Below are 24773 nucleotides of genomic sequence, written 5' to 3'. Positions count from 1 at the left end.
ACGGACCGAGTCCGATTACTCGTCTTCACCGAGCAGGCGCTCGACCATCTGCTCGGGGTCGAACTTCTCGATGTGGTCGTAGCCCTGCCCCACGCCGAGGAACAAGATGGGCTTGCCCGTCACGTACGCGATGGAGATGGCCGCGCCGCCGTTGGAGTCGGCGTCGGCCTTCGTCAGAATCGCGCCGTCGATGGCGGCCGCGTCGTTGAACTGCCGGGCGCGTTCGACCGCGTCCTGGCCGGCGACGGCCTCGTCCACGAAGAGGGTGAGGTCCGGGCCGACGACGCGGTCTATCTTCTCCAACTGCGCCATCAGGTCGTTCGAGGTGTGGAGCCGACCGGCCGTGTCGCCGAGGACGATGTCGATGTCGTGGGCCTCGGCGTACTCGACGCCGTCGTAGATGACCGCCGCCGGGTCGCCGCCCTGCTCGTGAGCGATGAGCTTCTTGTCGAGCGCCTCAGCGTGCTCGCGAATCTGCTCGTTCGCGCCGGCGCGGTAGGTGTCGCCGTTGGCGAGCACCGTCGAGTAGCCCTGCTTCTCGAAGTACTTCGCGAGTTTGGCGATGGTCGTCGTCTTCCCGACGCCGTTGATGCCGGTGAAGATGAGCGTGACCGGTTTGTCGGCCTCGGCGATGCGCTGGTCGAAGTCGAACTGCCCGACGCTGATGACCTCGTACAGCGCGTCGTGGAGCGCCTCGGAGACGAGCTGGCCGGTGCTCTCGACCTGCTTTCGCGTCTCTCCGATGAGCTTCTCGCGGATGGTCTCGAGAATCTCCTCTGCGACCTGCATCTCGACGTCGCTCTGGAGGAGCGCCATCTCGAGCTCCCAGAGGGGATCTTCGAGGTCTTCCTCCTCGATGACGACCTTCCCCGTGGCGAACGCGGCGGCGCGGCGGAGCCGCCCCGGACCGGACGAATCGTCTTCGTCTTCCTCGGTCAGCGCCGCCTTCGCGGCGTCGGAGGCGAGCGACTCGCGCGGTTCGACCTCGTCGGCCGTCGGCTCGCCGCTCGGCTCGTCGCCCGTGTCCGCGCCGGCGTCGACCTCGGAATCCGGCTCCGGGGTCGCCGCGGATTCGGATTCGGCATCGGCATCGGCTTCGACCGCCGCAGACGCCGACTCGGCGTCCGCGGGAGCGTCGGCCGCGTCGACCGCGTCGGCTTCGGACCCGGCGTCCGCGTCGCCGACGGCGTCGGCGTCCGGGTCGGCAGCAGCGGGTTCGGACGCCTCGGGTTCGACCGCCGCGTTGTCCGCGTCTGCTGGTGCTGATTCCGCTTCCGCGTCGGCGTCGGATTCGGCCTCGTCGGCGGCCGCCTCGGCCTTCTCTTCGGCGGTCTCTTCAACGTCGTTACGGAAGCGGTTGAGTTTCTTCTTCAGTCCGTCGAACATCTGAATAGTAGGAGGTGGGGGTAGGGGTTACCTTACTCGTCGTCGCCGTCGTCGCCCTCGCCCTGCATCTGCTGCATCTGCTGCATCTGCTGTTGCTGCATCTGCTGTTGGGCCTGCATCGCCTGCTCTTCGATCTCGTCGCTCTCCTCTTCGAGCTCCTCGATCTGGCCGCGAACGCTCGCGATTTCCTCGTCGAGCGCGTCCTGCTTGCGTCGCAGGGTCTCGATGGCCGTGCTCTGTTCCTGCTCGGCGGCGTAGTTCGCGCCGAGGGAGACGACGACCTCGTCGATGTCCTGGACTTCGGCGCGGAGATACGCGTCGCCGCCGAGGGGCACCTGCACCGTCGAGCCCGTTTCGAGCGTCTCGATGGCCTCGACCGCCTCGTCGATCTCGTCTTTCTCGTCGTTCAGGTCGGAGACTTCGGCTTCGAGCGATTCGATTTCCTCGTCGAGCGCCTGAAGCTCCTGGGAGAGCTGCTGGAGTTGCTGCTGACCGCCGCCCATCATGCCGCGGTCACCTCGTTGAGCTCGACCTTCGTGCGCTTGATTCCGTGCTCGCTCCCGATGAGCGAAAAGGCGCGTTCCTGTGCGACGTTCTCGTTCGGCGCTTCGACAGTCTTCGTGAACTCGTGGACGACGCCACGGCTCGTGAAGCTGCCCGTGATAATGAACTGGCTCATGCACGTCGGTCGGGTGGCGAGCGGGAAAGGTCTTCCTACTCGGAGCGAAACTGAAGCGAGAAACGGGGGGACGCGAGGCCCTCAGTCGATGTAATCGAGGGCGTCTTCGATGCGACCCAGCTCCGGGCCGGTCGTGTCCTCGCCGACGACGTAGCTCTCGTCGTTGGCGACGAGGCCGGAGCCGACGAGCGGTCCGCCATAGTTGATGGTGCCGATGTCGGCGCGAACGTCGAGCAGCGCTTCGAGCGCTTCGAGTTCGGGTTCGCGCGACTTCGGGTGACAGAGGACGCCGCGGTTGTTGGCGACGGCCGCCGTCCCGACGGTTCGAACGTCGGCGAGGTCGCCGCGTTCGACGGGGACCTCCAGCGCCTCCTCGACGGCCGCGACGGCCTCGTCGGAGAGCTCCGCGTGGACGTACGCGCCGTAGTCGTTCGCAAGCACGACGTTGCCGGCGGCGTTGATGCGACCGGGAAGCTCGTAGACCGGGAGGTCCACGGCGTCGGTGAGGGCCTCCTTCTCGCGGGACGTGGCGCGGCTCGACACGAGAAGACCGTTCTCGTTACCCGTCGCTAACGCACCGACCGTTCCCGACCCGCCGACGGTCGTCTTGACCAGCGGCACGTCGAGTTCCTCGGCCATCTGCTCGGCGAGCGAGTCGTCGGCGTCCGGGCGGACCAACAGCGCGTCGTCGGTCGCGCGAGCGAAGACGCCGATGTAGGACGAACCGGCGAAGGAGGCGCGAAGCACCGTTTACTCGGCCGGTTCCGCTTCGACGACCGACTCGCCGTCCTCGTCGAAACGCGCGGCGCGGACGCGGAACTTGCTCGGCGGGCTCTGCCGACCGTGCGCCCAGATGTCCTCGTTGATCTGCGTGTCGAGACGCACGTTCTCGGTGTCGACCTTGAAGTGCTTCGCGAGGTGCTCGCGGATGAGCGTCATCGAGCGGCCCGCGCGTTCGTGTGCCGGAACCGCCTGCACGTCTCGGAGCGGGACGGTGACGACGCGCTCCTCGAAGTCGTTTGCGCTCATTGCTTACTCGTCCGTGTTGCTCCGCCGCCAGTTGCGACGCTTGGGGTTTCGCGTGACTTCCATGTCCGTCTTGAGCATGACCCACGCGGGGACGCGACTGTTCTGGCGTTCGAGCTTCGCCAGACGCTTCTTCTTGGACTTCGACTTCTTACCCATAGTGGGCTGTACTTTCCATCCTCCGCATAAAATCTTGTTCCTTCGAGTTTCGGGCGTGTGAGGGGCGTCCGCACGCCCGAATCGGCTGAAACGCGGCTCTCCGCGGGGGTCGGCGTCGCGGGCGGCCGACCGACCGACGACTGACGCGCCTCACAGCGAGACCCGCGCCACCGTCTCGTACTCGGGGCCGTCGGGGCCGAGGTCGCTCTTCTTCAGGCGTACCTCGCGCACGCGAAACGACCCGACCGTCGGTGACTCACCCCCGACGACGCGCCGCACGAGGTCCTTCCCGCGGGCGTCGTCCATGCGGGCGAGCGTGACGTGCGGCGTGAACTCGTGGTCTTCGGGGTCGAAGCCGAGTGCCGTCGTCTCGCGCTCGATGGCCTCGTGGAGCCGCGTCAACTCGGCCCCGCCGTCGTCGACGCCGAGCCAGACGACCCGGATGTAGTCGAGCGAGGGAAAGACGCCCAGCCCGTCGACCGAGGCGTCGAAGGGGCCGACCCCGGCGGCGTCGACGGCCGATTCGACCGCATCCTCCACCGCTCCGACGCGGTCCGGCGCCACCTCGCCGAGGAACTTCAGGGTGACGTGCGCACTCTCGGGGTCGGTGAACCGAAGCCCGTCCGCGTCCGAGAGCCGGTCTTGTACCGCGGCGACGCCCGCCGCGAGCGAGTCGGGGAGGTCGACGGCGAGAAAGCAACGCATGGCAGGTGGTTGACCCGAACCGGACGTTAACGTTCCGCCGGGTCGCGGTCGGCGTCGGCGCGGTCGTCCTCCTCGGGCGTCCACGTCCGGGCGATGCTGAACGCCTCGCCGCCCACGAACGTCACCTCGTACACGTCGGGCGTCGTCAGCCCCGTCCAGAACTCGCGGCCGTAGCGCGGGTCGTAGGCGTTGAACACGAGCGCCATGAGCGTGGCGTGGGTGCCGACGACGACGTGGCGGTCGGGGTACGCCTCGACGAGGCGGTCCACGGCGGCGACGCCGCGGGCCTGCGCCTCGGCGTGGGACTCGCCGCCGGGGTGCGACGCGTTCGGGTTCGCCCAGAGATGTTCGACGGCCTCGTCGAAGTCTTCGATGGGTGAGTCAGCGAGTTCGCGTTCGCGGAGGTCCTCGTCGACGATGAGCGGGGCGTCCGCCGCGTCGGCGACGCCCTCGACGGTCGCGCGGGCGCGCTCGGCGGGGCTGGTGGCGACCACGTCCGCGAGGTCCGCGAGGCGGGCGGTGACGCGCGCGGCGTCGCGGCGGCCGTGACGCGAGAGGCCGGGGGTGCGCTCGGCGTCGGAGACGGACGGGACGTGGGCGTGCCGGACGAACGACACGACCGTCGTCGGGGGCGCGGACATTCGGAGACGCTCGCCCGCGGGAGGCTAAAAAGCGGTCGGTGTCGTCCCGCTGACGCAGCGTTTAACCGCCGTGACGCCCAAGCGCGGCTATATGACCGACGACGGCAATCGACCCCACCGCTTCTCCGAGGGACAGGGGTTCGACGAGGACTACTCCGACTTCTCGCTCGACCCGCCCGAACTCTCGGTGGACCCGACGAAGGTCGACCCGGTCGACTCGCGCGTCCTGACCGACATCCTCGACCAGCGGAACATCGACCCCGAGGACGTCGACGTCGAGAAACTGCTCGACGTGGCGCTCTCGTACATGCAGATTAACCGCTTCGAGGAGGCCACCGAGGCGTTCGAGCGCGTCGCTCGGTTCGCCGGCGACGACGAGGACATCGCCCAGGAAGCGTGGGTGAACAAGGGCGCGGCCCACGGCCAACTCGAAGAGTGGGACGAGGCCATCGGCTCCTACCGGGAGGCGCTCAAACTCGACGACGACAGCGAACACGCCGCGACGGCCCACACCAACCTCGCGTACGCGCTCTGGGAGGCCGGCCAGACGGCCGACGCGCTCGACCACGCGGAGCGCGCCGTCGAACTCGACCCGCGGTTCCCGCAGGCGTGGTACAACCGCGGCTTCTTCCTCCACGAGCGCGGCCTCAACGAGGACGCCGTCAACGCCTTCGACAACGCCATCCGCCTCGGGATGCGCACCCCCGGCGTCCACGAGGAGAAGGCGCGCGCGCTCGAAGAACTCGGGCGCGACGAGGAAGCAGAACAGGCCCAGCAGCAGGCCGACGACCTCCGCGAGCAGGCCGAAGCGGAACTCGTCGAGGAGTACTAGATGCTCCTCCGCGAGCGGGAGACCCCCGAGGGGCTCCTCGTCTCGGTCTGCGACCCCGACTGCATCGGCGAGACCTACACCGACGACGGCGTCTCGCTGGACGTGACAGAGGACTTCTACGGCGGCGACGAGGCCGAGACCGCCGACGAAGACGCCGTCGTGGACAGCCTCACCCGCGCGACCGTCGCCAACATCGTCGGCGAGGAGTCCGTCTCGGTCGCCATCGACGCCGGCCTCGTAGACGAGGAAACCGTCCTCGAAGTCGACGGCACGCTCCACGCGCAACTGCTCTGGCTCCGCTGAGCCGCCGTCGAAAATCGGTGTGCTCCGCGCTTCCGCGCCGGTACGTTACGCCGGGCGCTCGACGCCCGTTATCTCGAAGCGAGCGCCGCCGTTTTCGGCCTCGGTGACGTCGATATCCCAGTCGTGCGTGTGAACGGCCTGCGCGACGATTGACAGGCCGAGTCCCGTCCCTTCTTCACCCGTGGTGTAGCCGGCCTCGAACACCTCGTCGCGCTCCTCCGCGGGGATGCCGACGCCGTCGTCCTCGACGTAGAACCCCGTCTCGTCCGCGTCGCCATAGAGCACGCCGACCGTCACGGTCAGGTCGTCGCTCGCGCCGTGCTCGACGGCGTCACCAGACGCAGTCTGGTTGCCCGTGGAACCGTGTTCGACAGCGTCGTCGGGAGTATCCCGACTGCCCGTGGAACCGTGTTCCACGGCGTTCCGAAACAGGTTCTCGAACACGTGTCCCAACAGACTCGGGTCCGCGCGGAACTCGACGGTGTCGGCGACGACGAGGTCGGTCGAGCCGGTTGCGACGTGCTCCCACGCGGTCGTCGCGCGCGTTTCGAGGTCGACGGTCGAGAGCTCCTCGACCGCGTCGTGGCGGGCCAACACCAGCGCGTCGGTGATGATGTCGTCCATCCGGTCGAGCGCGCCGGCGACCTGTTCGAGTCCGTCGGCGGCGACCACGTCGTCGAGGAGCGATTCGACGTAGCCCACGGCGACCGAAAGCGGGTTTCTGAGGTCGTGCGAGAGCATCCGCGCGAGGTTCCGGAGGCGCTCGGCCTTCTCTTCGGCCTCCAGTTCCGCGCGCTTCCGGTCGGTGATGTCGAGGTGTGCGATTTGAACGTACGTCTCGCCGTCGTCGGTGAATCGAGTCGCCCGCATGGTGAACCAGAGGCGCTCTTCGGGCGTCTCGCAGGGGTATTCGAAGGAAAACTCGTCTCTGTCGTCGTCGATGACGGCGCGGATGCCCTCGCTGGCCGTCGTCGCGTCGGCGTCGGCACTGAGGTCGCAGACGCCGAGGTAGTTCATGCCGACGGAGCTACTGTCGCCCTGATAGCCGTGTTCGTTGCCGAACTCCTGCCACGCGCGGTTGGTGTAGACGATGACGCCGTCCTCGTCCAGAATCGCGAGTTGCGTCGGAAGCGCGTCGAGGCTCGAAAACGCGAGCGAGGACGAGGTGACGTGCGACATTGTTACACAAACGAACGTGAGCTACTTGATTCGTTCGGGTGGGGAGCCGACACGTCCCCGCCGCGCCGCGGTCGCTGTCCTCGTCGCCGTTGCGTCGCCGTCGCGTCACCGTCACCGGCCACAGTTGCCGGCTGACGAAACCGAAATCGGTTGCAGCGCCGCGTGCGGACCGAAGACGTGTTGTGCCTACGGGGGTAACTCACACCAATGAGAGTGCAGGAGTCGTACCCCGTCGACGTCGACGCCATCCGCACGGATTTCCCCATCCTCCAGCGGAAGGTCGGCGGCGACATCTCGACGCCGGGTGAACACGACGACGACACCACGCCGCTGGTCTACCTCGACAACGCCGCGACGAGCCACACGCCGGAACAGGTCGTCGACGCCATCGTCGACTACTACCACGGCTACAACTCGAACGTCCACCGCGGCATCCACCATCTGAGCCAGGAGGCCTCGGTCGCCTACGAGGACGCCCACGACCGCGTCGCGGAGTTCATCGGCGCGTCCGGCGGCCGCGAGGAGGTCGTCTTCACGAAGAACACCACCGAGTCGATGAACCTCGTCGCCTACGCGTGGGGCCTCGACGAACTCGGGCCGGGCGACTCGGTCGTCATGACCGAGATGGAACACCACGCCTCGCTGGTCACGTGGCAGCAAATCGCCAAGAAGACCGGCGCTGAGGTGCGCTACATCCGCGTCGACGACGACGGCCGCCTCGACATGGAGCACGCGAAGGAGCTCATCGACGACTCCACGAAGATGGTCTCGGTCGTCCACGTCTCGAACACCCTCGGAACCGTCAACCCGGTCTCCGAACTCGCGGACATGGCCCACGAAGTCGGGTCGTACATCTTCGTCGACGGCGCGCAGTCGGTCCCGACCCGCCCCGTCGACGTGGAGGCCATCGACGCCGACTTCTTCGCCTTCTCGGGCCACAAGATGTGCGGCCCGACCGGCATCGGCGCGCTCTACGGCAAGCGCGACATCCTCGACGAGATGGGGCCGTACCTCTACGGCGGCGAGATGATTCGGAGCGTCACCTACGAGGACTCCACGTGGGAGGACCTCCCGTGGAAGTTCGAGGCCGGCACGCCGCCCATCGCGCAGGGCGTCGGCTTCGCCGCGGCCGTGGACTACCTCGACGACATCGGCATGGAGAACGTCCAGGCCCACGAGGAACTGCTCGCGGAGTACGCCTACGACCGCCTCACCGAGTTCGACGACATCGAAATCTACGGCCCGCCGGGCGACGACCGCGGCGGCCTCGTCGCGTTCAACCTCGACAGCGTCCACGCCCACGACCTCTCCAGTATCCTCAACGAACAGGGCGTCGCCATCCGCGCCGGCGACCACTGTACCCAGCCGCTCCACGACAAACTCGGCGCAGCGGCCTCGACGCGGGCGTCGTTCTACATCTACAACACGCGAGAGGAAGTCGACGCGCTGGTCGACGCTATCGATACGGCCCGCGAACTGTTCGCCTGAGAGCGAACCGTTCCGCGAACCAACAGTTCGCCTGAGTACGGCCGCGTTCCCCTTTTTCCCGCCCGGCCGCCCCCAAATACCTTTGTCCCGCTGACACGTCGTCGGAGCGTATGCTTCAATCGCTGACCGGCTTCCTCGTCGAGACGCTCCGGGAGACCGTCGCGGAGTTCGGGACGGCGGTGCAGGACGCCGCGCCGAAGGTGCTCACGGCGGTCGTCTTCCTCGCGCTCGCCTACGTCGGCATCAGGGCGATACTGTTCGTCGTCCGGGGCGTGCTCGACGGGCTGTACCCCGAAGAACAGGACCTCGTGGTCGAACTCGGCGTCGCCGTCGCGGGCGTGTTCCTGTGGTTCGGCGCGGCGCTCGCGCTGTTGAACATCGTCGGCATGACCGAGGTCGCCGCGAGCCTCGGCACCGCGACCGGCTTCGTCGCGCTGGGCGTCTCCTACGCGCTGTCGAACATGATAGCCGACACGGTGGCGGGCGTCTACCTACTTCGGGACCCCGATTTCAACCCCGGCGACCGCGTGAAATCGGACCCGGTGACGGGGACGGTCAGCTCCATCGAACTCCGAAAGACACGCTTCGAGAGCGACGAGGGCGACACCGTCGTCGTGGCCAACCGCGACGTCGAAAAGAAGTGGACGAAGTACGACGCGCCGGCGGCCGAAGACGCGTCAACGGCCGACGCGACGTAAGCGACGAATTCGGCCGAATCGCCGGCCCCGGAATCCTTTTACGGCGCTCGGGCGTACCCCCGACGAACACCAATGGGCATTGGCTCAGACATGTATCGTCAGCAGATAATGGACCACTACAAGAACCCCCGGAACCACGGTCGGCTGGAGTCGCCGACGTTCACCCACACCGGGGAGAACCCCTCCTGCGGCGATACGATTACGATGGACGTGCAGCTCGCCGACGACGGCGAGACCATAGAGCGCGTCGCGTTCTCCGGCGATGGCTGCGCCATCAGTCAGGCGTCCGCGAGCATGCTCACCCAGCGACTGCCGGGCACGACGCTCTCGGAGCTGGAAGCGATGGACACCGACGACATCACCGAGATGCTCGGCGTCGACATCTCGCCGATGCGAATCAAGTGCGCCGTCCTCGCGCGACAGGTCGCACAGGACGGCGCGAAGATTCACGACGGCGAGATAGAAATCGAGAAAACGAAGACCGAAGACGGCGACGACTGAGCCGGCTTCGGCCGACTTCGGCCGGCAGCGGCACGGCGAACCGAACGCGATTCGAGTTATTCTTCGTCCGTCCCCGCGCCGAGCGCCGCCGCCAGCGCGACGAGGTAGCCGAGCCCCGCCTTGACCTCGGGGTCGCGAGTGGCCCGCAGGAGGCCGACCGCGCCCACGGGCGTCGCCTCCGCCTCCTCCGCGTCGCCGACGGCGCGGAGCAGGCGCTTCATCCCGGCGACGGTGTCGGGGTCGGAAGCGTCGTCTGCGACTTCCGCGAGGGAGGTGCCGGTCCGCGCGAGCGACCGGACCATTTCGTCGTCGAGCGCGCCGACGCCGAGTTCGAGCACGTCGATGAGGTCGTTGACGAGACCCATCCGCTCGACGAGGAGCGCGACCTCCTCGGGGTTGTTCTCGATGGCCCGTACGAGTTCGTCGGGCACCTGCTGTTCTGTCGTCGTGGTTGGTTCGTGGTCCTGCATTGGTCTCACCTCAGAGCATCCCCCTGGCGGTCAGCCAGTACGATTCGTTGTAGGCGTGTTTCGCCCAGTGGACGGGCTTCGACGGCTGGCGCATCGTCGCGGGCGTCTCGTAGTCGAACGAGACGAACGACGCCTCGTCGAGGCCGGTCTCGACGAAGCAGACGGTCTTGCCGTCGTAGCGCTTCGTCGGCGTGCGACCCCGGACCTCCGCGGCGATGCGCTCCGCGACCGCAAAGGCCTGGAAGTGCGCCGCGCTCCCGGCTTTCGGGATGGGCAGCGCCGCCGTGTCACCGATGGCGTACACGTCCTCGGCGGCGGTCGCGCGGAGGGTCCGCTGGTCCACGTCGACCCAGCCGGCGTCACCGAGGCCGGAGTCGGTGATGAGTTCGTCACCGCGGTGCGGCGGGATGCCGACCAACAGGTCGTAGTCCACCTCCGCGCCGCTTTCCGCCGAGACGACCCGTTCGTCCGGGTCGACGGCGTCGACGACGAAGTCGGTCTCGACGCGGACGCCCCGTTCGGCCAGAATCGGGTCGGCCCACTCCGCGACCTCGGGCTTCCCGTGGCTCCGCTCCATCGGGTAGGTGTAGACGAGGTCCGTGTCCTCGCGCAGCCCGCGGCTCCGGAGCCAGTCGTCCACGATGAACGTGAATTCGAGCGGCGCGGCCGGGCACATGTGGGGCGTCCCGACGACGCTCAACACGAGGCGACCGCCCTCGAACTCCGCGAGCGCGTCGCGGAGCCGTTCGGCCCCATCGGCGTTGTAGAAGTGGTGTGCGCCCTCCCGGAAGCCGGGAACCGCGTCGGGGTCGAGCTTCGCGCCGGTCGCGAGGACGAGCGTGTCGTAGTCGAGTTCCTCGTCGCCGTCCTGACAGTAGAGGCGCTTTTCGTCGGTGTCGACCCGGCGGACGCGGTTGGTGACGATGTCCACCCGCTCGTCGACGAGGTCCCGCAGGTCGCGGACGCCGTCGTCCGGCTCCGCGACTCCGAACGGGACGTACAAGAACACCGGCTTGTAGACGTGTTTCGTATCGTCGGAGACCAGCGTTACCTCCACGTCGCCGTCGTCTATCTCCGATTCGAGTTCCTCGGCGAGACGGTTCGAAACGACCGTCCCACCCGTGCCACCGCCAACGACTACGATTCGGTGCGTCATGGAGTTCACCTACCTAAACGGTGGGCCGCCGACGGGATAGTATTGCAATCTGTTTCCAACATTGTGAGAACCGCGAGATGGGGCGGCCGCTCTGAGGAACGAGACGACGAGGAGAATGTGGTGGGGTGGGGAGGGGTGGAGTGGAGTGGAGTGAGACGGAGGGTGTGGGGGAACGGGGACCGCGGAGTCGTGTGAAGTCGGCCGGCCGAGCGAGTGATTGAGCGGCCGACCGAGCGACGGTTTACTCGGGCTTGAGACCGGCGTCCTGTACGCGCATGATGGCCTCGCCGTCGGCGAGGTTCGGCGCGTCCACGAGGCGGACGATACGCTTGTCGCCCTTGGACTTGCGGAGGTAGATGCGGAACGTCGAGGTGTGGCCGAGGATGTTGCCACCGATGGGCTGGGTCGGGTCGCCGAAGTAGGAGTCGGGGTTCGACGCGACCTGATTCGTCACGAGGATGCCCGTGTTGAACAGGTCGCCGATGCGCATCAGGTCGTGGAGGTGCTTGTTGAGCTTCTGCTGGCGCTCTGCGAGTTCGCCGCGGCCGACGTACTCGGCGCGGAAGTGAGCGGTGAGCGAGTCGACACAGAGGAGGCGGACCGGCCACTCGGTGTCCTCGTGCTCGCCGGCGAGCTCCTTGGCCTTCTCGGCGAGGAGAATCTGGTGGTTGGAGTTGAACGCCTTGGCGACGTGAATCTTGTCGAGGAAGTCGTCGACGAGCGCCTGCATCGTCTCCTCGTCGTCGATGGAGCCCTCCATCTCGCGGTCTTCGAGCGTCGCTTCGAGCGCCTCGTCTTCGAGCCCGCGGACCATGTCGTCGATACGCTCGGGGCGGAACGTGTCCTCGGAGTCGATGAAGATACAGCCGCCGCCGAGGCCGCCCTGTTCGGGCGGAAGCTGGACGTTGACCGCGAGCTGGTGGGTTATCTGGGACTTCCCGGCACCGAACTCGCCGTACACCTCGGTGATGGACTGCGTTTCGAGACCGCCGCCGAGGAGTTCGTCCACTTCGTCGATTTGCCAGCTCAGCTTGCCGATCTGCTGGCGTCGTTCGAGGACCATCGAACCGGTCTCGAAGCCGCCCACGTCGGCCGCGTCGCGGGCCGCGTTGATGATGTCGGAGGCCGTGCTGGAGCCGATGTCGGCCTTGTTCGACAGTTCGCCGGGGCTGGCGACCGCGATGGACTGGTAGCTGTCGTAACCGCTCTCGACGAGTTTGTCGGCCGTCGCCGGGCCGACGCCGGGGAGACTTTCGAGGTCGTCTTCTGCCATACCCAGTCGTTCCGCCTATACCCTCATAAACCCTCGTTAACAGCAAGGTGAAAGTGAAAACGGGGGACGTGGTGGGGTCGGCAATCGGGCCGGTGCGGAGATTCAAGGGCGATATCGCGAGGACGGGGGCGGACGGGAGAGACTGGGTCGGCTCCGAACTCGGCTGAGAGCGCGGGCTGGCGCGGAAGTAGAATCGAACAGAAAGGAAAGGGGGCGGGGGCTGACGACGAGAGCGTCAGGCGCGACGGGCGAGCGCGGTTAGTCCCACGGATGGCCGTTCGGCGTCGACGGCCACAGCGGGTACCAGTAGCTCTCGTCGCCCTCGATTTCGAGTTCGCCGTCGAGGACGGATTCGAGTTTGAACTCCAGACTCTGGTTCCGCGAGGAGGTGCCCTGCGGGGCGAAGGGATAGTACGCGCCGCGGCGGAACGAGTAAATCCAGTAGGCGCGGTCGCCGTCGCGCTCGAAGCCGAACAGGGCGGCGAGCAGGCGCGAGCCGTAGCCGCGCTCGATGAACTCGTCGGCGGCGAAGTGGACGCTCGTCACGAGGTCCTCGGGGTCGTCGTCGGCGAGGACGACCCAGTTGTAGCCGTGGCCGTCGGTGTGGCGGCTGAACTCGGTCCCGGTCTCCTCGCTTCCGGCGGTGAGGATGTCTTCGACGGCGTCGACGGTGTCCGCGAAGTCGGTGCTATCGACCGAGGAGAAACACAGGGCCGCCTCGTCGGCCGAGTCGAACCGGAGGTCGGCCTCCATCGTGAGGTACGCCGTGCTCATCCCGAAGAGGTCCTCGGGGTCCGCTTTCGTGGTCGCGTCGGACTCGGCGCTGATGCCGAGCATGGCGCGGAATGAATCGAACAGCCCCATCGGAACTCAGGCGGTCTCCATCTCGCGCTCCAGGTCGCGGAGGCGCTCGACGCGGTTCTCGGTGGAGGGGTGGGTGCTGAACAGGCGACCGATGAAGTCGGACTTGATGGGGATGATGAAGAACGCGTTCATCTCCGAGGTGTCGCGCATGTCGCGCTTCGGGACGTTGTCCATCCGACCCGAAATCTTGAGGAGCGCGGACGCCAGCGCCGAGGGGCGGCCGGTGATGACGGCGGCTCCGCGGTCGGCGGCGTACTCGCGGTAGCGCGAGAGCGCCCGAATCAGGAGGTACGAGATAATCCAGACGACGAGCGACGCGATGATGGCGACGATGACCGGCGCGTTCTGGCGGTTGTCGTCGCCGCCGAAGAGCCAGCCCCAGCGGACGATGAGGAAGGCGATACTGGAGAGGAACGACGCGATGGTCATGACCATCACGTCGCGGTTCTTCACGTGCGCGAGCTCGTGGGCGATGACGCCCTCCAGTTCGTCGTCGTCGAGGGTCTCCATCAGGCCGGTCGTGACGCAGACGGCCGAACTCTTCTGGGAGCGCCCCGTGGCGAAGGCGTTCGGGACGCGCGTGTCGGCGATGGCGACTTTCGGCTTCGGGAGGTCGGCCTGCTGAGAGAGCCGGCCGACCATCGCGTGGAGCTTCCGCGCCTGCGGGCCGTCGTCCTCGTCGACGACGCTCGCGCCCATGCTGTACAGCGCGATTTTGTCGCTGAAGAAGAACTGCGCGAAGAGGAAGACGCCCATGAACCCGGCCATGACGGCGAGGCTCTGGAAGTAGGCGAACAACACCCCCGCGAAGACGATGTAGAGGGCGAACAGGAGGAACATCGTGAGCGCCATCCGCCCGCGAAGTCCCCAGTCCGGTTTCCAGTTCATACCACGTGATTAGTAATCCGGCTAATAAACGCTGTTGGAGTGCGAAGCCCTCGCACGCGACCGCCCCAGTCGTGAAGAATCGGGATATACCGTTTTGCCGCCGGAGCGCGTAGCTCCGGGTGACATGTTCGCCGATAGGGAAGACGCGGGCCGCCGGCTGGCGGACCTGCTCGACGAGCGAGAAGAGACGGCGGACCTCGTGTTGGCCATCCCGCGGGGCGGTCTCCCCGTCGGTAGGGAGGTCGCAGACCGCCTCAGAGCGCCGCTCGACGTGGTGGTCGCCTCCAAGGTCGGCGCGCCGGACAACCCCGAACTCGCCGTGGGGGCGGTCGCCGGCGACGGGAGCGCGTGGTGGAACGAGGACCTGCTTTCGTACCTCGACGTGGGCGAGGACTACCTCGACCGCGAGCGCGAGCGCGAGGCCGAGGCGGCCAGAGAGAAGGTGTCGCTGTACCGCGGCGGCGACCCGCTTCCCGACGTGGCCGAAAAGCGCGTGGTCGTCGTCGACGACGGCGTCGCCACGGGTGCGACCGCCCGGGCGTGTCTCCGTCAGGTCGCCGCCGGCGGCGCAGAGCGCGTCGTTCTCGCGGTCCCGGTCGGCCCGCCGCACACGCTCTCGGAACTCGAAGCCGAGTGTGACGCGGTCGTCGCGGTCGAGTCGCCGGAGACGTTCGGGGCCGTCGGCGCGTTCTACCGCGACTTCGCGCAGGTGTCCGACGAGGAGGCCGCGACGTACCTCCGCGACGGGGCGGGCGAGCACTGAGGCGAGTTGCTGACGGCCGAGGTTCACCGGCGCGCCGTGACGCCGAACTTAAGCGGTCGAACGGACTAGAGCCGTCAATGAGCGAATCCCGCGACTTCTGCCCTCGGTGCGGCGACCCGGTTCCGGAGCGACCGGAACCGCTCCCCGGGATGCCGCGCGAGCGCGACGACGTGCTCTGCGACTCGTGTTACTTCGAGGACTTCGACCTCGTGGACGCGCCCGACGAGGTGCAGGTCCGCGTCTGCGCGCAGTGCGGCGCGATTCACCGGGGCAACCGATGGGTCGACGTCGGCGCGCGCGACTACACCGACATCGCCATCGAGGAGGTATCGAACTCCCTGGGCGTCCACCTCAACGCCGAGGAGGTCCGCTGGGGCGTCGAGCCCGAGCAGGTCGACGAGAACAACATCCGGATGCACTGCCACTTCTCGGGCGTCGTCCGCGGCACGCCGCTGGAGGAGTCCATCGTCGTCCCGGTGAGCATCGCCCGCGAGACGTGCCAGCGCTGCGGCCGCATCGCCGGCGGCTACTTCGCCAGCCTCGTTCAGGTCCGCGCCGACGACCGGACGCCGACGACCGAGGAGGCCGAGACGGCCATCGAAATCGCCGAGTCCTACATCGCGGAACGCGAGGACAAAGGCGACCGCAACGCCTTCATCACGGAGGTGAATCGGACGCCCGACGGCCCGAACATCAAGATATCGACCAACCAGATGGGAAGCGGCGTCGCGAAGCAGATTCGCGAGCGCTTCGGCGGCACCATCGAGGAGCACCCGACGCTCGTCACGGAGGACGGCGACGGCAACGAGGTCTACCGCGTCACGTTCGTCGCCCGCCTCCCGCGGTACACCGCCGGCGACGTCATCGACCCCGAGGACGGCGACGGGCCGGTCCTCGTGCGGAGCAACCGCGGCCGACTCAAAGGAACGCGGCTCACTTCCGGCGACCTCTACGAATCGGAGTTCGAGGAGGGCGAACGACCCGAGGCCGAAGACCTCGGCTCCGTCGAGGACGCGGCGGAGACCACCGTCGTCACCGTCGAGGACGAACACGCCGTACAGGTGCTCGACCCCGAGACGTACGAGGCGAAGACCATCCCGCGGCCGGACTACTTCGACCCCGACGCGTCGATGGTGCCGGTCCTCAAGAGCCCGTCGGGGCTGCACATCCTCCCCGAGGAAGTCGTCGACGACGACGAGGAGTAAGCGAGAAGCGGCGAGGAGAGAGGCAGAACACGACGAAATCGTCGTTTTCGATTTGTACGACTCGCGGTCCGAGCCAGCGAGAGCGCCCAGAGAGCGGTCGCTAAGAGACGGGCGATAATCGAACGACGAAGCAGAATCAGTCGGCGCTGGCCGGCCGGTCAGCCGAGAGGGACGCGGCCGGAGCGTCGTCTTCGTGCACGGGCACACCGTGGCGCTGGAGGGCGAGGAGCAGGTCGTCTTCGGAGTAGCCGGAGCGAGCGGCCGCCTGCGAGAGTGTGAGTGCCCCACTACGATACAGTGTCATCGCCGTGGCGAGTGCGTTGGTGTGCATGACCGATACTCCACCATTCAGGGGCATTGGTGTTAACTATTTCGTGAGAAAGCGTATCAAAGACAAAGTTAGTGGAAATATAGCTTTACAAACGTTGCGCTATTCCCCATCTACACTCTCTAAACGGTTAAACGCATTAACAATCATTGAGGAAACGTGGCGGAGGCGGCGGCTCTCCTGGACACTATGGCGATTTTTGCCGGACAAACGAGATGTGATGGCATGACATCGTGAGGATGGCACCGACTGTCGGGCGGGGTTATCACTCGTGGGAACCGGTTCAGAAACGTTAATTACCGGCCGACCGACCCACACCCATGGATAGACAGCAGTTCCTCGCGTTGACGCTCGTCGCGCTCATGATCGGGTCGACGCTGTTCTCCGCGGCCAGTGTCATTCTGTAATCACTCGCCCCACACGTCGGAAAGCGGGTGATTACTCCGGCCGCTGTCGTCAGCGCTCCCGTCCGAGCCACCGGTCTCGCGGCCGTCGGAACCGCCGGACGACGTACCGCCGGAGCCGCCCGCGCGACTCCCAGCGGACCTCGAACCGCGAGTCGAGTCGCGCCGCGAGTCGGAGCCGGGACCCGACGCTCCTCGCGACCGACCCGTCGAGCCGCCGAGATTCGCGGTCCCGCCGGTTGCGTTGCCCGCGTTGCTCCCGCGGCCGCCCGCCGCGACGGGGTCGAACTCGGGGAGGTCGGGGTTCGTCATCCGGTCGACCTGCGCCGCGAACCAGTCGGGCATGTCGGTCCGCGTCTTGTCGAACAGTTGCAGCAGACTGCTGTCGGCGACGTAAGTGTCGCCGTAGTCGTCGGGCGCGCGCACGACCCGGCCGCAGGCCTGAATCACGGTTCGGAGGGCGGCGCGGCGGTACCACGCCCACTGGCCGTCTTCGAGGCGGCGGGCGACTCTGGAGTCGTTCGTGTTGAGGTAGGGCGCTTTGCAGAGCACCTGCCAGCGACAGAGGTCGCCGTTCAGGTCCAGCGCCTCCTCCATCTTCACCGAGAGGAACACCTCCGGGCGGTCGGTCGCCTTCCACGTCTCCAGTTCCGCGTTTCGGTCGTCGCGGTCGTGGCCGCGGACGCGGTTGCCGAGGCCCATCTCGGCGAGTCGGCGGCGAAGCTCCGCCTGAATCGCATACGAGTGGCAGTGAATCAACCCCTTCTCGTCGGGATGTTTCGCCATCAGGCGAACGACGAGGCGGGCGATTTTGGGCAGCGTCTCGTCGCGGTGCTCGTAGGTCATCTTCCCCCGCGTCACGTCGTACAGCGGCCGGTTCTCGACGGGGAAGGTGTGCTCGACGTCCACGAGCGCGACCTTCGAGGGGTCGAGACCGACCGAGCGGCAGAACGCCGCCTTGTTGAGGATGGTCGCAGACAGGAGCGCGAACTTGTTTCCGCGGTCCCAGACGGTGTGTTTGAGGTACTTCGCGGGGTCGAGCGGCTTGATGGCGATGGGCGACCCCTCGCCGTCGTGCTGGTCGACGACCCACGTCGTCGGGCTCTGGGGGTCGCGGTAGTCCTCCACGAACCAGTTCAGCTCGCCGATGAGCTCCTGTAAGCGGTCGCGGCGGGCGGCCTCCTCGGGCGTCAGTTCGGACTTCGTCAGCAGCTCGTCTTTCTCGCGCTTGCAGACGCCGACGAGCGTCTCCGCGAAGCGCGAGGCGCGCTCGACGGGGTCGCCCGCGGCCGCCACGTCGGGGACGCCGATGTCGTCCCACACCGGGACGGTCCGGGGTTTCAGGTCGATAGTCGCGTACATCTCGGCCCACTCGGCCAGTCCGTGAGCCTCGTCGACGACGACCACGTCGCGCTTTCGGAACACGTCGGAGCCGGCGGTCTGCATGAAGTACGCGAGCGTCATCGCCGCGATTTGGCGGTTCGAGGCGATGGCGCGGTCGGAGAAGTACGGACAGCGGTGCCGAACCGAGCAGTCGAAGCCGCGCTTGCGGGCGCAGGGGGCGCGGTCGACCGGCGTGTCTTCCTCGCCGCGGATGATGCAGTTGTAGTTGGACTTGCCGCGGATTATTTTGAGGTCCGAAAGCAGGTCGTCTTCGGCCACGTCGTCCAGTTGCGACACCTGCGGGGTCGTGTAGTAGGCGTCGGTCGCCTGCGCGGGCGAAGTCTCGTCCACGGTCGCCGCCGACCCCGCGATGGCGCGGGCGAGAAGCGACTTGCCGCTCCCGGTCGGCGCGCGGACCAAGACCACGTCGTTGCCGTCGGCGAAGGCGTCGCGGATGTCGCGCAGGGCCTGTTCCTGCGCGCCGCGGAAACTGGGGGCCGGAAACGAGTCGATGATGCGCGACGGGTCCACGGTCGATGGAGTCCTCGGACGGGCCTAAATCCACCGCTCCGGGGTGCGGTCGCGGCATCGACAAGGCCGAGAAATCGGAGCCTAAAGCGCCGCCACGTCCTCGGCCGTCGGTTCGCGGTCGCCCGGCAGTCGCTCCATGCAGTCGAAACAGAGGAAGTGCTCGGAGCCGTCGACGAGTTCCAGCGTCATCCCGCCGGACGAGGAGGTGGGGAAGTTCCAGAGGTCGCCGATGCCGCCGGCGATGCGGACGCCCTTCCCGCAGGCGTCGCACGGTTCGGAGGTCATGAGGGAACCGAAGAGCCGAGGCGGCAAAAGCGCCCCGCCGCGTCGGCGGAAACGTAATCGGCCGGCGCCGCCGACCCGGCGAGAGGTTCTTGTCGGTTGGCGTATAACTTTCGTCCCATGCGCGTCGACTGCGAAGGCTGTGCGGGCTGCTGTATCGACTGGCGGCCGGTCGCGCCGGTCGCGCTCGACCACGAGCGCCGCGGGCCGCGCGCGCCGCTCGACGACACCTACAACCTCGTCCCGCTGACCCGCGACGAGGTTCGCGACTTCGTCGAGGCCGGGTTCGGCAGTGCTCTCTCCCCGCGGCTGTGGGAAGCGCCGCCGGGCGAGGGCGTCGAAATCGACGGCGTCGAACTCGCGGCCGTCGACGGGAAGCCGGCCTTTTTCGTCGGCATGCGCAAGCCGCCGAAGCCCGTCGCGCCGTTCGGACTGGAACGGACGTGGCTCCGCGCCTGCGCGTTTCTCGACCCCGAAACCCTCCAGTGCCGCATCCACGACACCGACTTCTATCCCGACGAGTGCGCCGAGTACCCCGGGCACAACCTCGTCCTCGAACAGGAGACCGAGTGCGAGCGCGTCGAGCGACACCACGGCGGCGAGCGCCTGCTCGACGACGCGGCCCCGGACGACCTTCACGGCCTGCTCCTCGGCCCCCACGCCCTCGGCGCGAAACTGTTCGTCCACCCGGATCCCGAGCGGTTGGCGGGGACTATCGACCACCTCAAAACCCGCGAACTGACGCCCGAAGACCGCGCGGAGTTCGTCGGCGTCGCGGTCGGGTCGCACCCCGGTTCGACCGAGGTCGACGACGACCGCGCCTCGCGGGCGCGTGCGAAGACGCTCGAAAGCGAGTCGTGGGCGGGCGAAGCGGTCGCCGCGTGGGACGCGGTCGCCGGTCGCCTCGGGAGCGCGGCCGGCGACGCGCCCGGCCCCGACGAGGTCGAAGTCGCTCGCGGCGCGCCCGAAACCCCCGGCTGGGACGCGGTTCGCGACGACGGCTGAGTCGCGGGCGGCGAGCGGCGGGGGAGACGGCGGTCCGCGGTCAGGTCAGCGAGCAGTCGGTGGTCGGTCGGTGGTCGGTCGGACGGGCGATACGTTAACATCGTGAGCGGCGCTACCGTATGGCATGAAAGTGCTCGTGACCGGTGCGACCGGGTTCGTCGGCCGGCACCTCGTACCCCTCCTCCTCGACGCCGACCACGACGTGATCGTCTTCGTCCGCGACGCGGCGCGCTACGACGGTCCGCCCGGCGTGGAGGTGGTCGAGGGCGACATCTTCGAACCGGCGACGCTCGACCCCGCGATGGCGGGGGTGGACGCGGCGTACTACCTCATCCACTCGATGCACGCCGGCGGCGACTTCGAGGCGCGCGACCGGCTCGCCGCCCGCAACTTCGTGGACGCCGCCGGGTCCGCCGGCGTCGAACGACTCGTCTACCTCGGCGGCCTCGGCGAGGACCGCGACCAACTCTCGGCGCATCTGCGGTCGCGCCGCGAGGTCGAACACATTCTCGCGTCGGGCGCGCCCGCACTCACGACGCTCCGGGCGGCCATCATCGTCGGCGCGGGGAGCGCGAGCTTCGAGATGGTCCGCCAGCTCGCCACGCGTCTCCCGGTCATGGTGACGCCGCAGTGGGTCGAGACGCGGTGTCAGCCCGTCGCCATCGCGGACGTGGTCGCCTACCTCGCGGGCGTCCTCGACCACCCCGAGACGGCGGGCGAGACCTACGAAATCGGCGGCCCCGACGTGCTCACCTATCGGGAGATGCTCCAGCGCGTCGGCGCGCAGTTGGGCCACGCGCCGCGAATCGTCCCCGTGCCCGTGTTGACGCCGCGGCTCTCGTCGTACTGGATCGGCCTCGTGACCGACGTGGACACGGGCGTCGCCCGCCCGCTCATCGAGGGGCTGAAAAACCCCGTCGTCGTGGGCGACGACCGCATCCGCGACATCGTCGCGGTGGACGAGACGCCGTTCGACGCCGCGGTTGAGCGGGCGCTCCGCGGGGAGCGCGAGCAGCGGGAGAAAACCGTCGAACCGGCGTCGACGACCCCGACGTGAACGGGACCCGGACCGCCCGTCCGCGCGCCTCGACCGCCCCGACCGCCCCGAGCATCCCGAGCGCGGCGGCGATTGATATACCGCGGGGCCGTAGGAGCGGGACATGAACGACGCCCCGGAGTACGGCGAGACGTGGGTGTACGAGAGCATCGTCGGCGCGCTCCCGGGCGTGAACATCGGTGAGGCGGGCGCTATCGCCCTCCAAATCGCCGTGTTCGAGGTCGCGGTGCTCGTCTTCGCGTGGGTGTACGACCTGTGGGCCGCGGCGGTCGCGGGCACCGCGGCCATCGTCGTCGCGGCCGCGGGGAGCGTCGTGATGCTCCGCATGGGCGAGTGGACCCGCGCCGCGAGAGTGCCCGCTCCCTATCGACGCCTGCTGTTCGGGTCGAGCATCGAAGTCGTGCTGGGCGTGCTCGCGTTCGTCGCGCTCGTGACGCATCTGTTCGTCTTCGACCCGCGACAGCCGGGGACGCCGCTCATAACGACGCTGTTCGGCCCCGAGCCGCCGGTCGTGGTCGTCTACCTGACGCTGCTCGTCCTCTGGGACCTCTGTTACCGAATCGGCACGTCGTGGTGGGCGGCCGTCGTCGGCCTCTGGGGGGCCGTTCGCTACCGATTCGACGGTCCGACCGCCGAGACAGTCAGGCGAGTGAACCTCCTGAACGTCGGCTTCGCGGCCGCGCAGGTGCTGTTGCTCCCGTTCGTCGCGGACCAGCCGGTGCTGTTGCTCGCGGTCGGCGGGCACGTCGTCGCCGTGACCGTCGTCTCGGTGACGGCGGCGGCGCTGACGAGGACGTGAGGGACGCAGGAACAGGAGAGGGACGGGTCAGTCGTCGGACTTCATCCGCTTGAACTGTTCGAGCAGCGCGTCGGTCGAGTCGCCGGAGTCGTACTCGACGCTGCCGTGGTACGTCTTCCGGTCGTCGTCGGTACCGGGTTCGACCTGACTCGTCATCCGCTCGCGGCGTTCGTGTTCGGCTTCGTCGTATGCCCCCATTGACATGGTTCGACTTACCATGTGGTAGAGTACCACATATAACTATCGGAGACGTTCACAATCGTGATATTCTGGAGACGGGGGACCGGAGCGCCGAACCGAGCGGGGATGGAGCCGAAATTCGGGGCTGTCGCAGGAAAGCGTAAAAACAATCGCCGAACTACACCGTGTGTGGCACGCCCGCTTCGCTTTCGTTACGCCCCCGGTCGCTGGGACGAGTCGCGCATCGGCCGCGACGTCTTCCAGCCGCTCGACGCCAACCTCGGTGCCGAGATGGGTGCGCCGTGGTACGCACCGCCCGACGGCTACGAGGCCCGACGGTTCGATATGGACAACGGCGACACCGCGCTGTTCGCGTGGACCGACGACCACGCCTACTGGATCGGCAACACCGAGACGCCGAGTTCGCTGTGGCGGACCGACAAGGAGGGCTTCGACGAGGCCCCCTTCGAGGTCTCCCGGTGGGCCCAGCGCGAGCTCATCGCCGAGCTGTTCGACCAGTCGCCGTGGCTGAAGCCCTATCCGCACCTCTCGTGGTTCTTCCTCCCGGTGTTCCTCTCGAAGGACGGCCGCGAGACGACCCGCGAGTTCTTCCACGACCACGCCGCGGGCTTCCCGGACGCGACCCGCGAGGAGGCCCTAGAGTTCTACGAGTCGTTTTTCGCCACGGGCGTCCTCGACGAGTACCGCGAGGTCATGGCCGGAAAGCTCGGCACCTCGGAGTACTTCGACCCGATACGGATGGCCGCGGCGATGGGCGAGTTCGACGTGGCGTACCTCCTCGACGACGCGGGCTACGACATCACGCCCGAAATCGCCGTGGCGACCGGCCACTCCATCGACTTCCGCGCCGAGAACACCCGCGCGGGCGGCGCGCTCATCGAGGTGACGCGCCCGCTGCCGCCGAACCGACGCTCCGTGAGCAACCCCGTCGCCGCCATCCGCGACACGGCTCAGACCAAGACCAACGGTGAAGGCCAACTCGCGGAACACGGCGGCGGCGTGACGCTGTTCGTCGACTGTTCGTCGTTCCCCGACGACGACTGGGCCGCCATCATGGGCGAGAAGCCCGACGTTCGGCACCGACCGGCCGTCGTCTTCCGCCTCCGGCCGTCGGGAGCGGTCGAAGGCTACTCCAAGGGGTCGGTCCCGGTGGACCTGCCGTGGCTCACCGAGTGACGGGGCGGACTCCTGTCGGCCGTCGGCTGTCGGCCGCTTCGGCCCGTGAACGGCGGTGATACGGGCGAATCAGCGAATGAACGAATCAACGAGCGGGACGCCGAGCCGACGGCTCGGGGATCGCGGGGAGAAAGAAAAATCGGAGCGAGACGAGAGCCGACCTCAGAACGAGACCATCTCTGGTCCGTTCTCACCGAGCGGGGACGGGTCGCGGTCACTGTAGTAGCGGCGACCGATTGCCTCGTGTCCGACACCGGTCAAGAGGGCGTCCCGCACGTCCTGCGGGCACGTGTACGTCTCGTCGCCGAGACGGGCCAGGATTTGTGCGACGGTCTCCTGACCGTTCTGGAGCTCGATTACTTCGTCGCCGTGACGTTGGGCGAAGTCGGTCGAGCTAATCGGGTATTCGTGGCGATCAATCGCGTCGCCGAGTCCGTTCAGGCGCATTACACCCACAACTGGACCGCCACCATCCTTAATGATTTTCCATGTATTTGATTAGTGGCATTGGAGTCCTTAATCGTCCTTAATGACGTACTGGGCGCAACGTTTGTCTCCCCCTCGCCCCGACCACGAGACATGGACGAAAGCCCGCCGGTCGCGGACCTCCATCTCCACACGACCGCCTCGGACGGCCGGCTCACTATCGACGCGCTCCCGGACGCGGCCCGCGCGGGCGGGGTGGACGTGGTGGCCGTGACGGACCACGACCGCTATCACCCGGAGCTCGACGCGCCGGTGGTCGAACGCGACGGCGTGACAGTCGTCCGCGGCATCGAACTGCGCGTCGACGCCGGCGACCGCCGGGTCGACCTCCTCGGGTACGGTCTCAGGGAGCGGCCCGCTCTCGTCGAGACGGTCGAACGACTCCAGCGGAACCGCGTCGAACGGGCGCGCGAAATCGTCGCGGCGGTCGAGGAAGAGACCGGAGTCCGCCTCGACATCGACATCCACGACGGCGTCGGCCGGCCGCACGTCGCCCGCGCAATCGACGCCAGCGAGGCACCCTACGACTACCAGGGCGCGTTCGACGAACTCATCGGCGCGGACGGTCCCTGCTACGTCGCGCGCGAACTCCCGACGTTCGACGACGGCGTGGCGGCCCTGCGAGACGCCTGCGACGTGGTCGGCCTCGCACACCCGTTTCGCTACCGCGACCCCGCCGGCGCGCTCGAACTCTGTGCCGACCTCGACGCCGTCGAACGCTACTATCCCTACGGCTTCGATGTCGAGGCGGACCTCGTCGAGGAGGCCGTCGAGCGCTACGGCCTGCTCGCCACGGGCGGGAGCGACGCCCACGACGAGACGCTCGGCCGCGCCGGGCCGCCGGAGACCGACTTCGCCCGGTTCGTCGCGGCGGTAGACGGTCTCTAACCGTGTTAGTCCGTGAA

Annotated in this window: 31 protein-coding genes; 12 read left to right on the top strand and 19 right to left on the bottom strand. The window is 67.7% G+C overall.

The features are described from left to right. Positions 1–15: 15 nt before the first annotated feature. The 8 genes from ftsY to E4P24_RS00910 form a co-directional block, all read right to left on the bottom strand. Positions 16–1386: a signal recognition particle-docking protein FtsY gene (gene ftsY / locus E4P24_RS00945; RefSeq protein WP_115860657.1), complete on the bottom strand. Its 1371-nt coding sequence runs from the start codon at positions 1384–1386 to the stop codon at positions 16–18. A gap of 32 nt (positions 1387–1418) precedes the next feature. Further along, positions 1419–1889, bottom strand: coding sequence for a prefoldin subunit alpha (pfdA, locus tag E4P24_RS00940; RefSeq protein WP_004045222.1), 471 nt, complete (start codon positions 1887–1889; stop codon positions 1419–1421). Beyond that, the gene (gene rpl18a / locus E4P24_RS00935) at positions 1889–2065 is read right to left on the bottom strand and encodes a 50S ribosomal protein L18Ae (protein WP_004045220.1); all 177 of its coding nucleotides are present in this window, start codon (positions 2063–2065) and stop codon (positions 1889–1891) included. The genes pfdA and rpl18a overlap by 1 nt, the downstream gene beginning before the upstream one ends. 81 nt (positions 2066–2146) lie before the next feature. Then, positions 2147–2812, bottom strand: coding sequence for a translation initiation factor IF-6 (locus tag E4P24_RS00930; protein ID WP_004045218.1), 666 nt, complete (start codon positions 2810–2812; stop codon positions 2147–2149). A gap of 3 nt (positions 2813–2815) precedes the next feature. Continuing rightward, the gene (locus tag E4P24_RS00925; RefSeq protein WP_115802014.1) at positions 2816–3094 is read right to left on the bottom strand and encodes a 50S ribosomal protein L31e; all 279 of its coding nucleotides are present in this window, start codon (positions 3092–3094) and stop codon (positions 2816–2818) included. 3 nt (positions 3095–3097) lie between these two features. Beyond that, the gene (locus E4P24_RS00920; protein ID WP_004045214.1) at positions 3098–3250 is read right to left on the bottom strand and encodes a 50S ribosomal protein L39e; all 153 of its coding nucleotides are present in this window, start codon (positions 3248–3250) and stop codon (positions 3098–3100) included. A 150-nt stretch (positions 3251–3400) separates the two neighbouring features. After that, entirely contained in the window at positions 3401–3955 is a 555-nt protein-coding gene (thpR, locus tag E4P24_RS00915) for an RNA 2',3'-cyclic phosphodiesterase (RefSeq protein WP_008605908.1), read from the bottom strand. Positions 3956–3981: 26 nt separating this feature from the next. Further along, positions 3982–4596 (bottom strand): histidine phosphatase family protein, encoded by a 615-nt coding sequence (locus E4P24_RS00910; protein WP_188147984.1) that lies wholly within the window; start codon positions 4594–4596, stop codon positions 3982–3984. A gap of 91 nt (positions 4597–4687) precedes the next feature. Between E4P24_RS00910 and E4P24_RS00905 the strand changes: the two genes are divergently transcribed. Next, on the top strand, positions 4688–5428 hold the full coding sequence (locus tag E4P24_RS00905; RefSeq protein WP_188147983.1) for a tetratricopeptide repeat protein: 741 nt from the start codon (positions 4688–4690) through the stop codon (positions 5426–5428). Next, positions 5429–5731 (top strand): DUF424 domain-containing protein, encoded by a 303-nt coding sequence (locus E4P24_RS00900; RefSeq protein WP_004065714.1) that lies wholly within the window; start codon positions 5429–5431, stop codon positions 5729–5731. Positions 5732–5776: 45 nt separating this feature from the next. Here the strand turns inward: E4P24_RS00900 and E4P24_RS00895 are convergent, their stop codons facing one another. Beyond that, positions 5777–6910: a PAS domain-containing sensor histidine kinase gene (locus E4P24_RS00895; RefSeq protein ID WP_188147982.1), complete on the bottom strand. Its 1134-nt coding sequence runs from the start codon at positions 6908–6910 to the stop codon at positions 5777–5779. A gap of 213 nt (positions 6911–7123) precedes the next feature. On the opposite strand from E4P24_RS00895, the gene sufS reads away from it, so the two are divergent. From sufS to sufU, 3 genes are all read left to right on the top strand, one after another. Beyond that, a complete protein-coding gene (gene sufS / locus E4P24_RS00890) occupies positions 7124–8398 on the top strand; it encodes a bifunctional cysteine desulfurase/selenocysteine lyase SufS (RefSeq protein ID WP_345776369.1) in 1275 nt (424 codons plus the stop codon). 110 nt (positions 8399–8508) lie between these two features. Further along, on the top strand, positions 8509–9096 hold the full coding sequence (locus tag E4P24_RS00885; RefSeq protein WP_115802010.1) for a mechanosensitive ion channel domain-containing protein: 588 nt from the start codon (positions 8509–8511) through the stop codon (positions 9094–9096). A 72-nt stretch (positions 9097–9168) separates the two neighbouring features. Continuing rightward, positions 9169–9597, top strand: a complete 429-nt coding sequence (gene sufU, locus E4P24_RS00880; RefSeq protein ID WP_004045199.1) for a Fe-S cluster assembly sulfur transfer protein SufU — start codon at positions 9169–9171, stop codon at positions 9595–9597. 56 nt (positions 9598–9653) lie between these two features. On the opposite strand, the gene E4P24_RS00875 is transcribed toward sufU, so the two are convergent. From E4P24_RS00875 to htpX, 5 genes are all read right to left on the bottom strand, one after another. Beyond that, on the bottom strand, positions 9654–10067 hold the full coding sequence (locus E4P24_RS00875; RefSeq protein WP_115802009.1) for a DUF1641 domain-containing protein: 414 nt from the start codon (positions 10065–10067) through the stop codon (positions 9654–9656). Between the two features lie 10 nt (positions 10068–10077). After that, positions 10078–11223 (bottom strand): NAD(P)/FAD-dependent oxidoreductase, encoded by a 1146-nt coding sequence (locus E4P24_RS00870; RefSeq protein ID WP_006600821.1) that lies wholly within the window; start codon positions 11221–11223, stop codon positions 10078–10080. A 241-nt stretch (positions 11224–11464) separates the two neighbouring features. Continuing rightward, a complete protein-coding gene (gene radA / locus E4P24_RS00865; RefSeq protein ID WP_008605306.1) occupies positions 11465–12496 on the bottom strand; it encodes a DNA repair and recombination protein RadA in 1032 nt (343 codons plus the stop codon). Positions 12497–12754: 258 nt separating this feature from the next. Next, complete coding sequence (locus E4P24_RS00860; protein WP_006600823.1) at positions 12755–13360, bottom strand: hypothetical protein; 606 nt, start codon at positions 13358–13360, stop codon at positions 12755–12757. Positions 13361–13366: 6 nt separating this feature from the next. Then, positions 13367–14248 carry a zinc metalloprotease HtpX gene (gene htpX, locus E4P24_RS00855; RefSeq protein WP_006600824.1) on the bottom strand — a complete coding sequence of 294 codons (882 nt, stop codon included), beginning with the start codon at positions 14246–14248 and terminating at the stop codon, positions 13367–13369. Between the two features lie 124 nt (positions 14249–14372). On the opposite strand from htpX, the gene E4P24_RS00850 reads away from it, so the two are divergent. Both E4P24_RS00850 and E4P24_RS00845 read left to right on the top strand, forming a co-directional pair. Then, the gene (locus E4P24_RS00850) at positions 14373–15011 is read left to right on the top strand and encodes a phosphoribosyltransferase (RefSeq protein WP_115891725.1); all 639 of its coding nucleotides are present in this window, start codon (positions 14373–14375) and stop codon (positions 15009–15011) included. A 77-nt stretch (positions 15012–15088) separates the two neighbouring features. Beyond that, entirely contained in the window at positions 15089–16216 is a 1128-nt protein-coding gene (locus tag E4P24_RS00845; RefSeq protein ID WP_006600825.1) for a 60S ribosomal export protein NMD3, read from the top strand. A gap of 136 nt (positions 16217–16352) precedes the next feature. Here E4P24_RS00845 and E4P24_RS00840 read toward each other — a convergent pair whose 3' ends face one another. The 3 genes from E4P24_RS00840 to E4P24_RS00830 all read right to left on the bottom strand — a co-directional run bounded on the left by E4P24_RS00840 (position 16353) and on the right by E4P24_RS00830 (position 19147). After that, positions 16353–16547, bottom strand: coding sequence for a UPF0175 family protein (locus E4P24_RS00840; protein ID WP_004045182.1), 195 nt, complete (start codon positions 16545–16547; stop codon positions 16353–16355). A 404-nt stretch (positions 16548–16951) separates the two neighbouring features. Next, positions 16952–18862, bottom strand: coding sequence for a helicase C-terminal domain-containing protein (locus E4P24_RS00835; RefSeq protein ID WP_115891724.1), 1911 nt, complete (start codon positions 18860–18862; stop codon positions 16952–16954). Positions 18863–18943: 81 nt separating this feature from the next. Then, a complete protein-coding gene (locus E4P24_RS00830) occupies positions 18944–19147 on the bottom strand; it encodes a hypothetical protein (RefSeq protein ID WP_004045177.1) in 204 nt (67 codons plus the stop codon). A 117-nt stretch (positions 19148–19264) separates the two neighbouring features. On the opposite strand from E4P24_RS00830, the gene E4P24_RS00825 reads away from it, so the two are divergent. The 3 genes from E4P24_RS00825 to E4P24_RS00815 all read left to right on the top strand — a co-directional run bounded on the left by E4P24_RS00825 (position 19265) and on the right by E4P24_RS00815 (position 22005). After that, complete coding sequence (locus E4P24_RS00825; protein ID WP_188147980.1) at positions 19265–20149, top strand: YkgJ family cysteine cluster protein; 885 nt, start codon at positions 19265–19267, stop codon at positions 20147–20149. 124 nt (positions 20150–20273) lie between these two features. Further along, positions 20274–21206 carry an NAD(P)H-binding protein gene (locus tag E4P24_RS00820; RefSeq protein WP_115802004.1) on the top strand — a complete coding sequence of 311 codons (933 nt, stop codon included), beginning with the start codon at positions 20274–20276 and terminating at the stop codon, positions 21204–21206. A 103-nt stretch (positions 21207–21309) separates the two neighbouring features. After that, positions 21310–22005: a hypothetical protein gene (locus tag E4P24_RS00815; RefSeq protein WP_115802003.1), complete on the top strand. Its 696-nt coding sequence runs from the start codon at positions 21310–21312 to the stop codon at positions 22003–22005. Positions 22006–22032: 27 nt separating this feature from the next. Here E4P24_RS00815 and E4P24_RS00810 read toward each other — a convergent pair whose 3' ends face one another. Then, the gene (locus E4P24_RS00810; RefSeq protein ID WP_004045169.1) at positions 22033–22209 is read right to left on the bottom strand and encodes a DUF5786 family protein; all 177 of its coding nucleotides are present in this window, start codon (positions 22207–22209) and stop codon (positions 22033–22035) included. A 165-nt stretch (positions 22210–22374) separates the two neighbouring features. Here E4P24_RS00810 and E4P24_RS00805 point away from each other — a divergent pair, with 165 nt between their 5' ends. Next, complete coding sequence (locus E4P24_RS00805) at positions 22375–23382, top strand: DUF5784 family protein (RefSeq protein WP_004065752.1); 1008 nt, start codon at positions 22375–22377, stop codon at positions 23380–23382. Positions 23383–23544: 162 nt separating this feature from the next. Here the strand turns inward: E4P24_RS00805 and E4P24_RS00800 are convergent, their stop codons facing one another. Then, positions 23545–23829 (bottom strand): hypothetical protein, encoded by a 285-nt coding sequence (locus E4P24_RS00800; protein WP_004045161.1) that lies wholly within the window; start codon positions 23827–23829, stop codon positions 23545–23547. 132 nt (positions 23830–23961) lie between these two features. Here E4P24_RS00800 and E4P24_RS00795 point away from each other — a divergent pair, with 132 nt between their 5' ends. Further along, positions 23962–24756, top strand: coding sequence for a PHP domain-containing protein (locus E4P24_RS00795; RefSeq protein ID WP_188147979.1), 795 nt, complete (start codon positions 23962–23964; stop codon positions 24754–24756). Positions 24757–24773 lie beyond the last annotated feature (17 nt).

It is taken from the genome of Haloferax sp. AS1, from assembly GCF_014530665.1.
Lineage (GTDB): Archaea > Halobacteriota > Halobacteria > Halobacteriales > Haloferacaceae > Haloferax > Haloferax volcanii.
This window is presented reverse-complemented; position numbering and strand designations above follow the sequence as displayed.

Coding starts and splice junctions, on each gene's coding strand:
- ftsY (WP_115860657.1), bottom strand. CDS start 1,386: ATGTTCGACGGACTGAAGAAGAAACTCAACCGCTTCCGTAACGACGTT.
- pfdA (WP_004045222.1), bottom strand. CDS start 1,889: ATGGGCGGCGGTCAGCAGCAACTCCAGCAGCTCTCCCAGGAGCTTCAG.
- rpl18a (WP_004045220.1), bottom strand. CDS start 2,065: ATGAGCCAGTTCATTATCACGGGCAGCTTCACGAGCCGTGGCGTCGTC.
- E4P24_RS00925 (WP_115802014.1), bottom strand. CDS start 3,094: ATGAGCGCAAACGACTTCGAGGAGCGCGTCGTCACCGTCCCGCTCCGA.
- E4P24_RS00920 (WP_004045214.1), bottom strand. CDS start 3,250: ATGGGTAAGAAGTCGAAGTCCAAGAAGAAGCGTCTGGCGAAGCTCGAA.
- thpR (WP_008605908.1), bottom strand. CDS start 3,955: ATGCGTTGCTTTCTCGCCGTCGACCTCCCCGACTCGCTCGCGGCGGGC.
- E4P24_RS00910 (WP_188147984.1), bottom strand. CDS start 4,596: ATGTCCGCGCCCCCGACGACGGTCGTGTCGTTCGTCCGGCACGCCCAC.
- E4P24_RS00905 (WP_188147983.1), top strand. CDS start 4,688: ATGACCGACGACGGCAATCGACCCCACCGCTTCTCCGAGGGACAGGGG.
- E4P24_RS00900 (WP_004065714.1), top strand. CDS start 5,429: ATGCTCCTCCGCGAGCGGGAGACCCCCGAGGGGCTCCTCGTCTCGGTC.
- E4P24_RS00895 (WP_188147982.1), bottom strand. CDS start 6,910: ATGTCGCACGTCACCTCGTCCTCGCTCGCGTTTTCGAGCCTCGACGCG.
- E4P24_RS00885 (WP_115802010.1), top strand. CDS start 8,509: ATGCTTCAATCGCTGACCGGCTTCCTCGTCGAGACGCTCCGGGAGACC.
- sufU (WP_004045199.1), top strand. CDS start 9,169: ATGGGCATTGGCTCAGACATGTATCGTCAGCAGATAATGGACCACTAC.
- E4P24_RS00875 (WP_115802009.1), bottom strand. CDS start 10,067: ATGCAGGACCACGAACCAACCACGACGACAGAACAGCAGGTGCCCGAC.
- E4P24_RS00870 (WP_006600821.1), bottom strand. CDS start 11,223: ATGACGCACCGAATCGTAGTCGTTGGCGGTGGCACGGGTGGGACGGTC.
- radA (WP_008605306.1), bottom strand. CDS start 12,496: ATGGCAGAAGACGACCTCGAAAGTCTCCCCGGCGTCGGCCCGGCGACG.
- E4P24_RS00860 (WP_006600823.1), bottom strand. CDS start 13,360: ATGGGGCTGTTCGATTCATTCCGCGCCATGCTCGGCATCAGCGCCGAG.
- htpX (WP_006600824.1), bottom strand. CDS start 14,248: ATGAACTGGAAACCGGACTGGGGACTTCGCGGGCGGATGGCGCTCACG.
- E4P24_RS00850 (WP_115891725.1), top strand. CDS start 14,373: ATGTTCGCCGATAGGGAAGACGCGGGCCGCCGGCTGGCGGACCTGCTC.
- E4P24_RS00845 (WP_006600825.1), top strand. CDS start 15,089: ATGAGCGAATCCCGCGACTTCTGCCCTCGGTGCGGCGACCCGGTTCCG.
- E4P24_RS00840 (WP_004045182.1), bottom strand. CDS start 16,547: ATGCACACCAACGCACTCGCCACGGCGATGACACTGTATCGTAGTGGG.
- E4P24_RS00830 (WP_004045177.1), bottom strand. CDS start 19,147: ATGACCTCCGAACCGTGCGACGCCTGCGGGAAGGGCGTCCGCATCGCC.
- E4P24_RS00825 (WP_188147980.1), top strand. CDS start 19,265: ATGCGCGTCGACTGCGAAGGCTGTGCGGGCTGCTGTATCGACTGGCGG.
- E4P24_RS00820 (WP_115802004.1), top strand. CDS start 20,274: ATGAAAGTGCTCGTGACCGGTGCGACCGGGTTCGTCGGCCGGCACCTC.
- E4P24_RS00815 (WP_115802003.1), top strand. CDS start 21,310: ATGAACGACGCCCCGGAGTACGGCGAGACGTGGGTGTACGAGAGCATC.
- E4P24_RS00810 (WP_004045169.1), bottom strand. CDS start 22,209: ATGTCAATGGGGGCATACGACGAAGCCGAACACGAACGCCGCGAGCGG.
- E4P24_RS00800 (WP_004045161.1), bottom strand. CDS start 23,829: ATGCGCCTGAACGGACTCGGCGACGCGATTGATCGCCACGAATACCCG.
- E4P24_RS00795 (WP_188147979.1), top strand. CDS start 23,962: ATGGACGAAAGCCCGCCGGTCGCGGACCTCCATCTCCACACGACCGCC.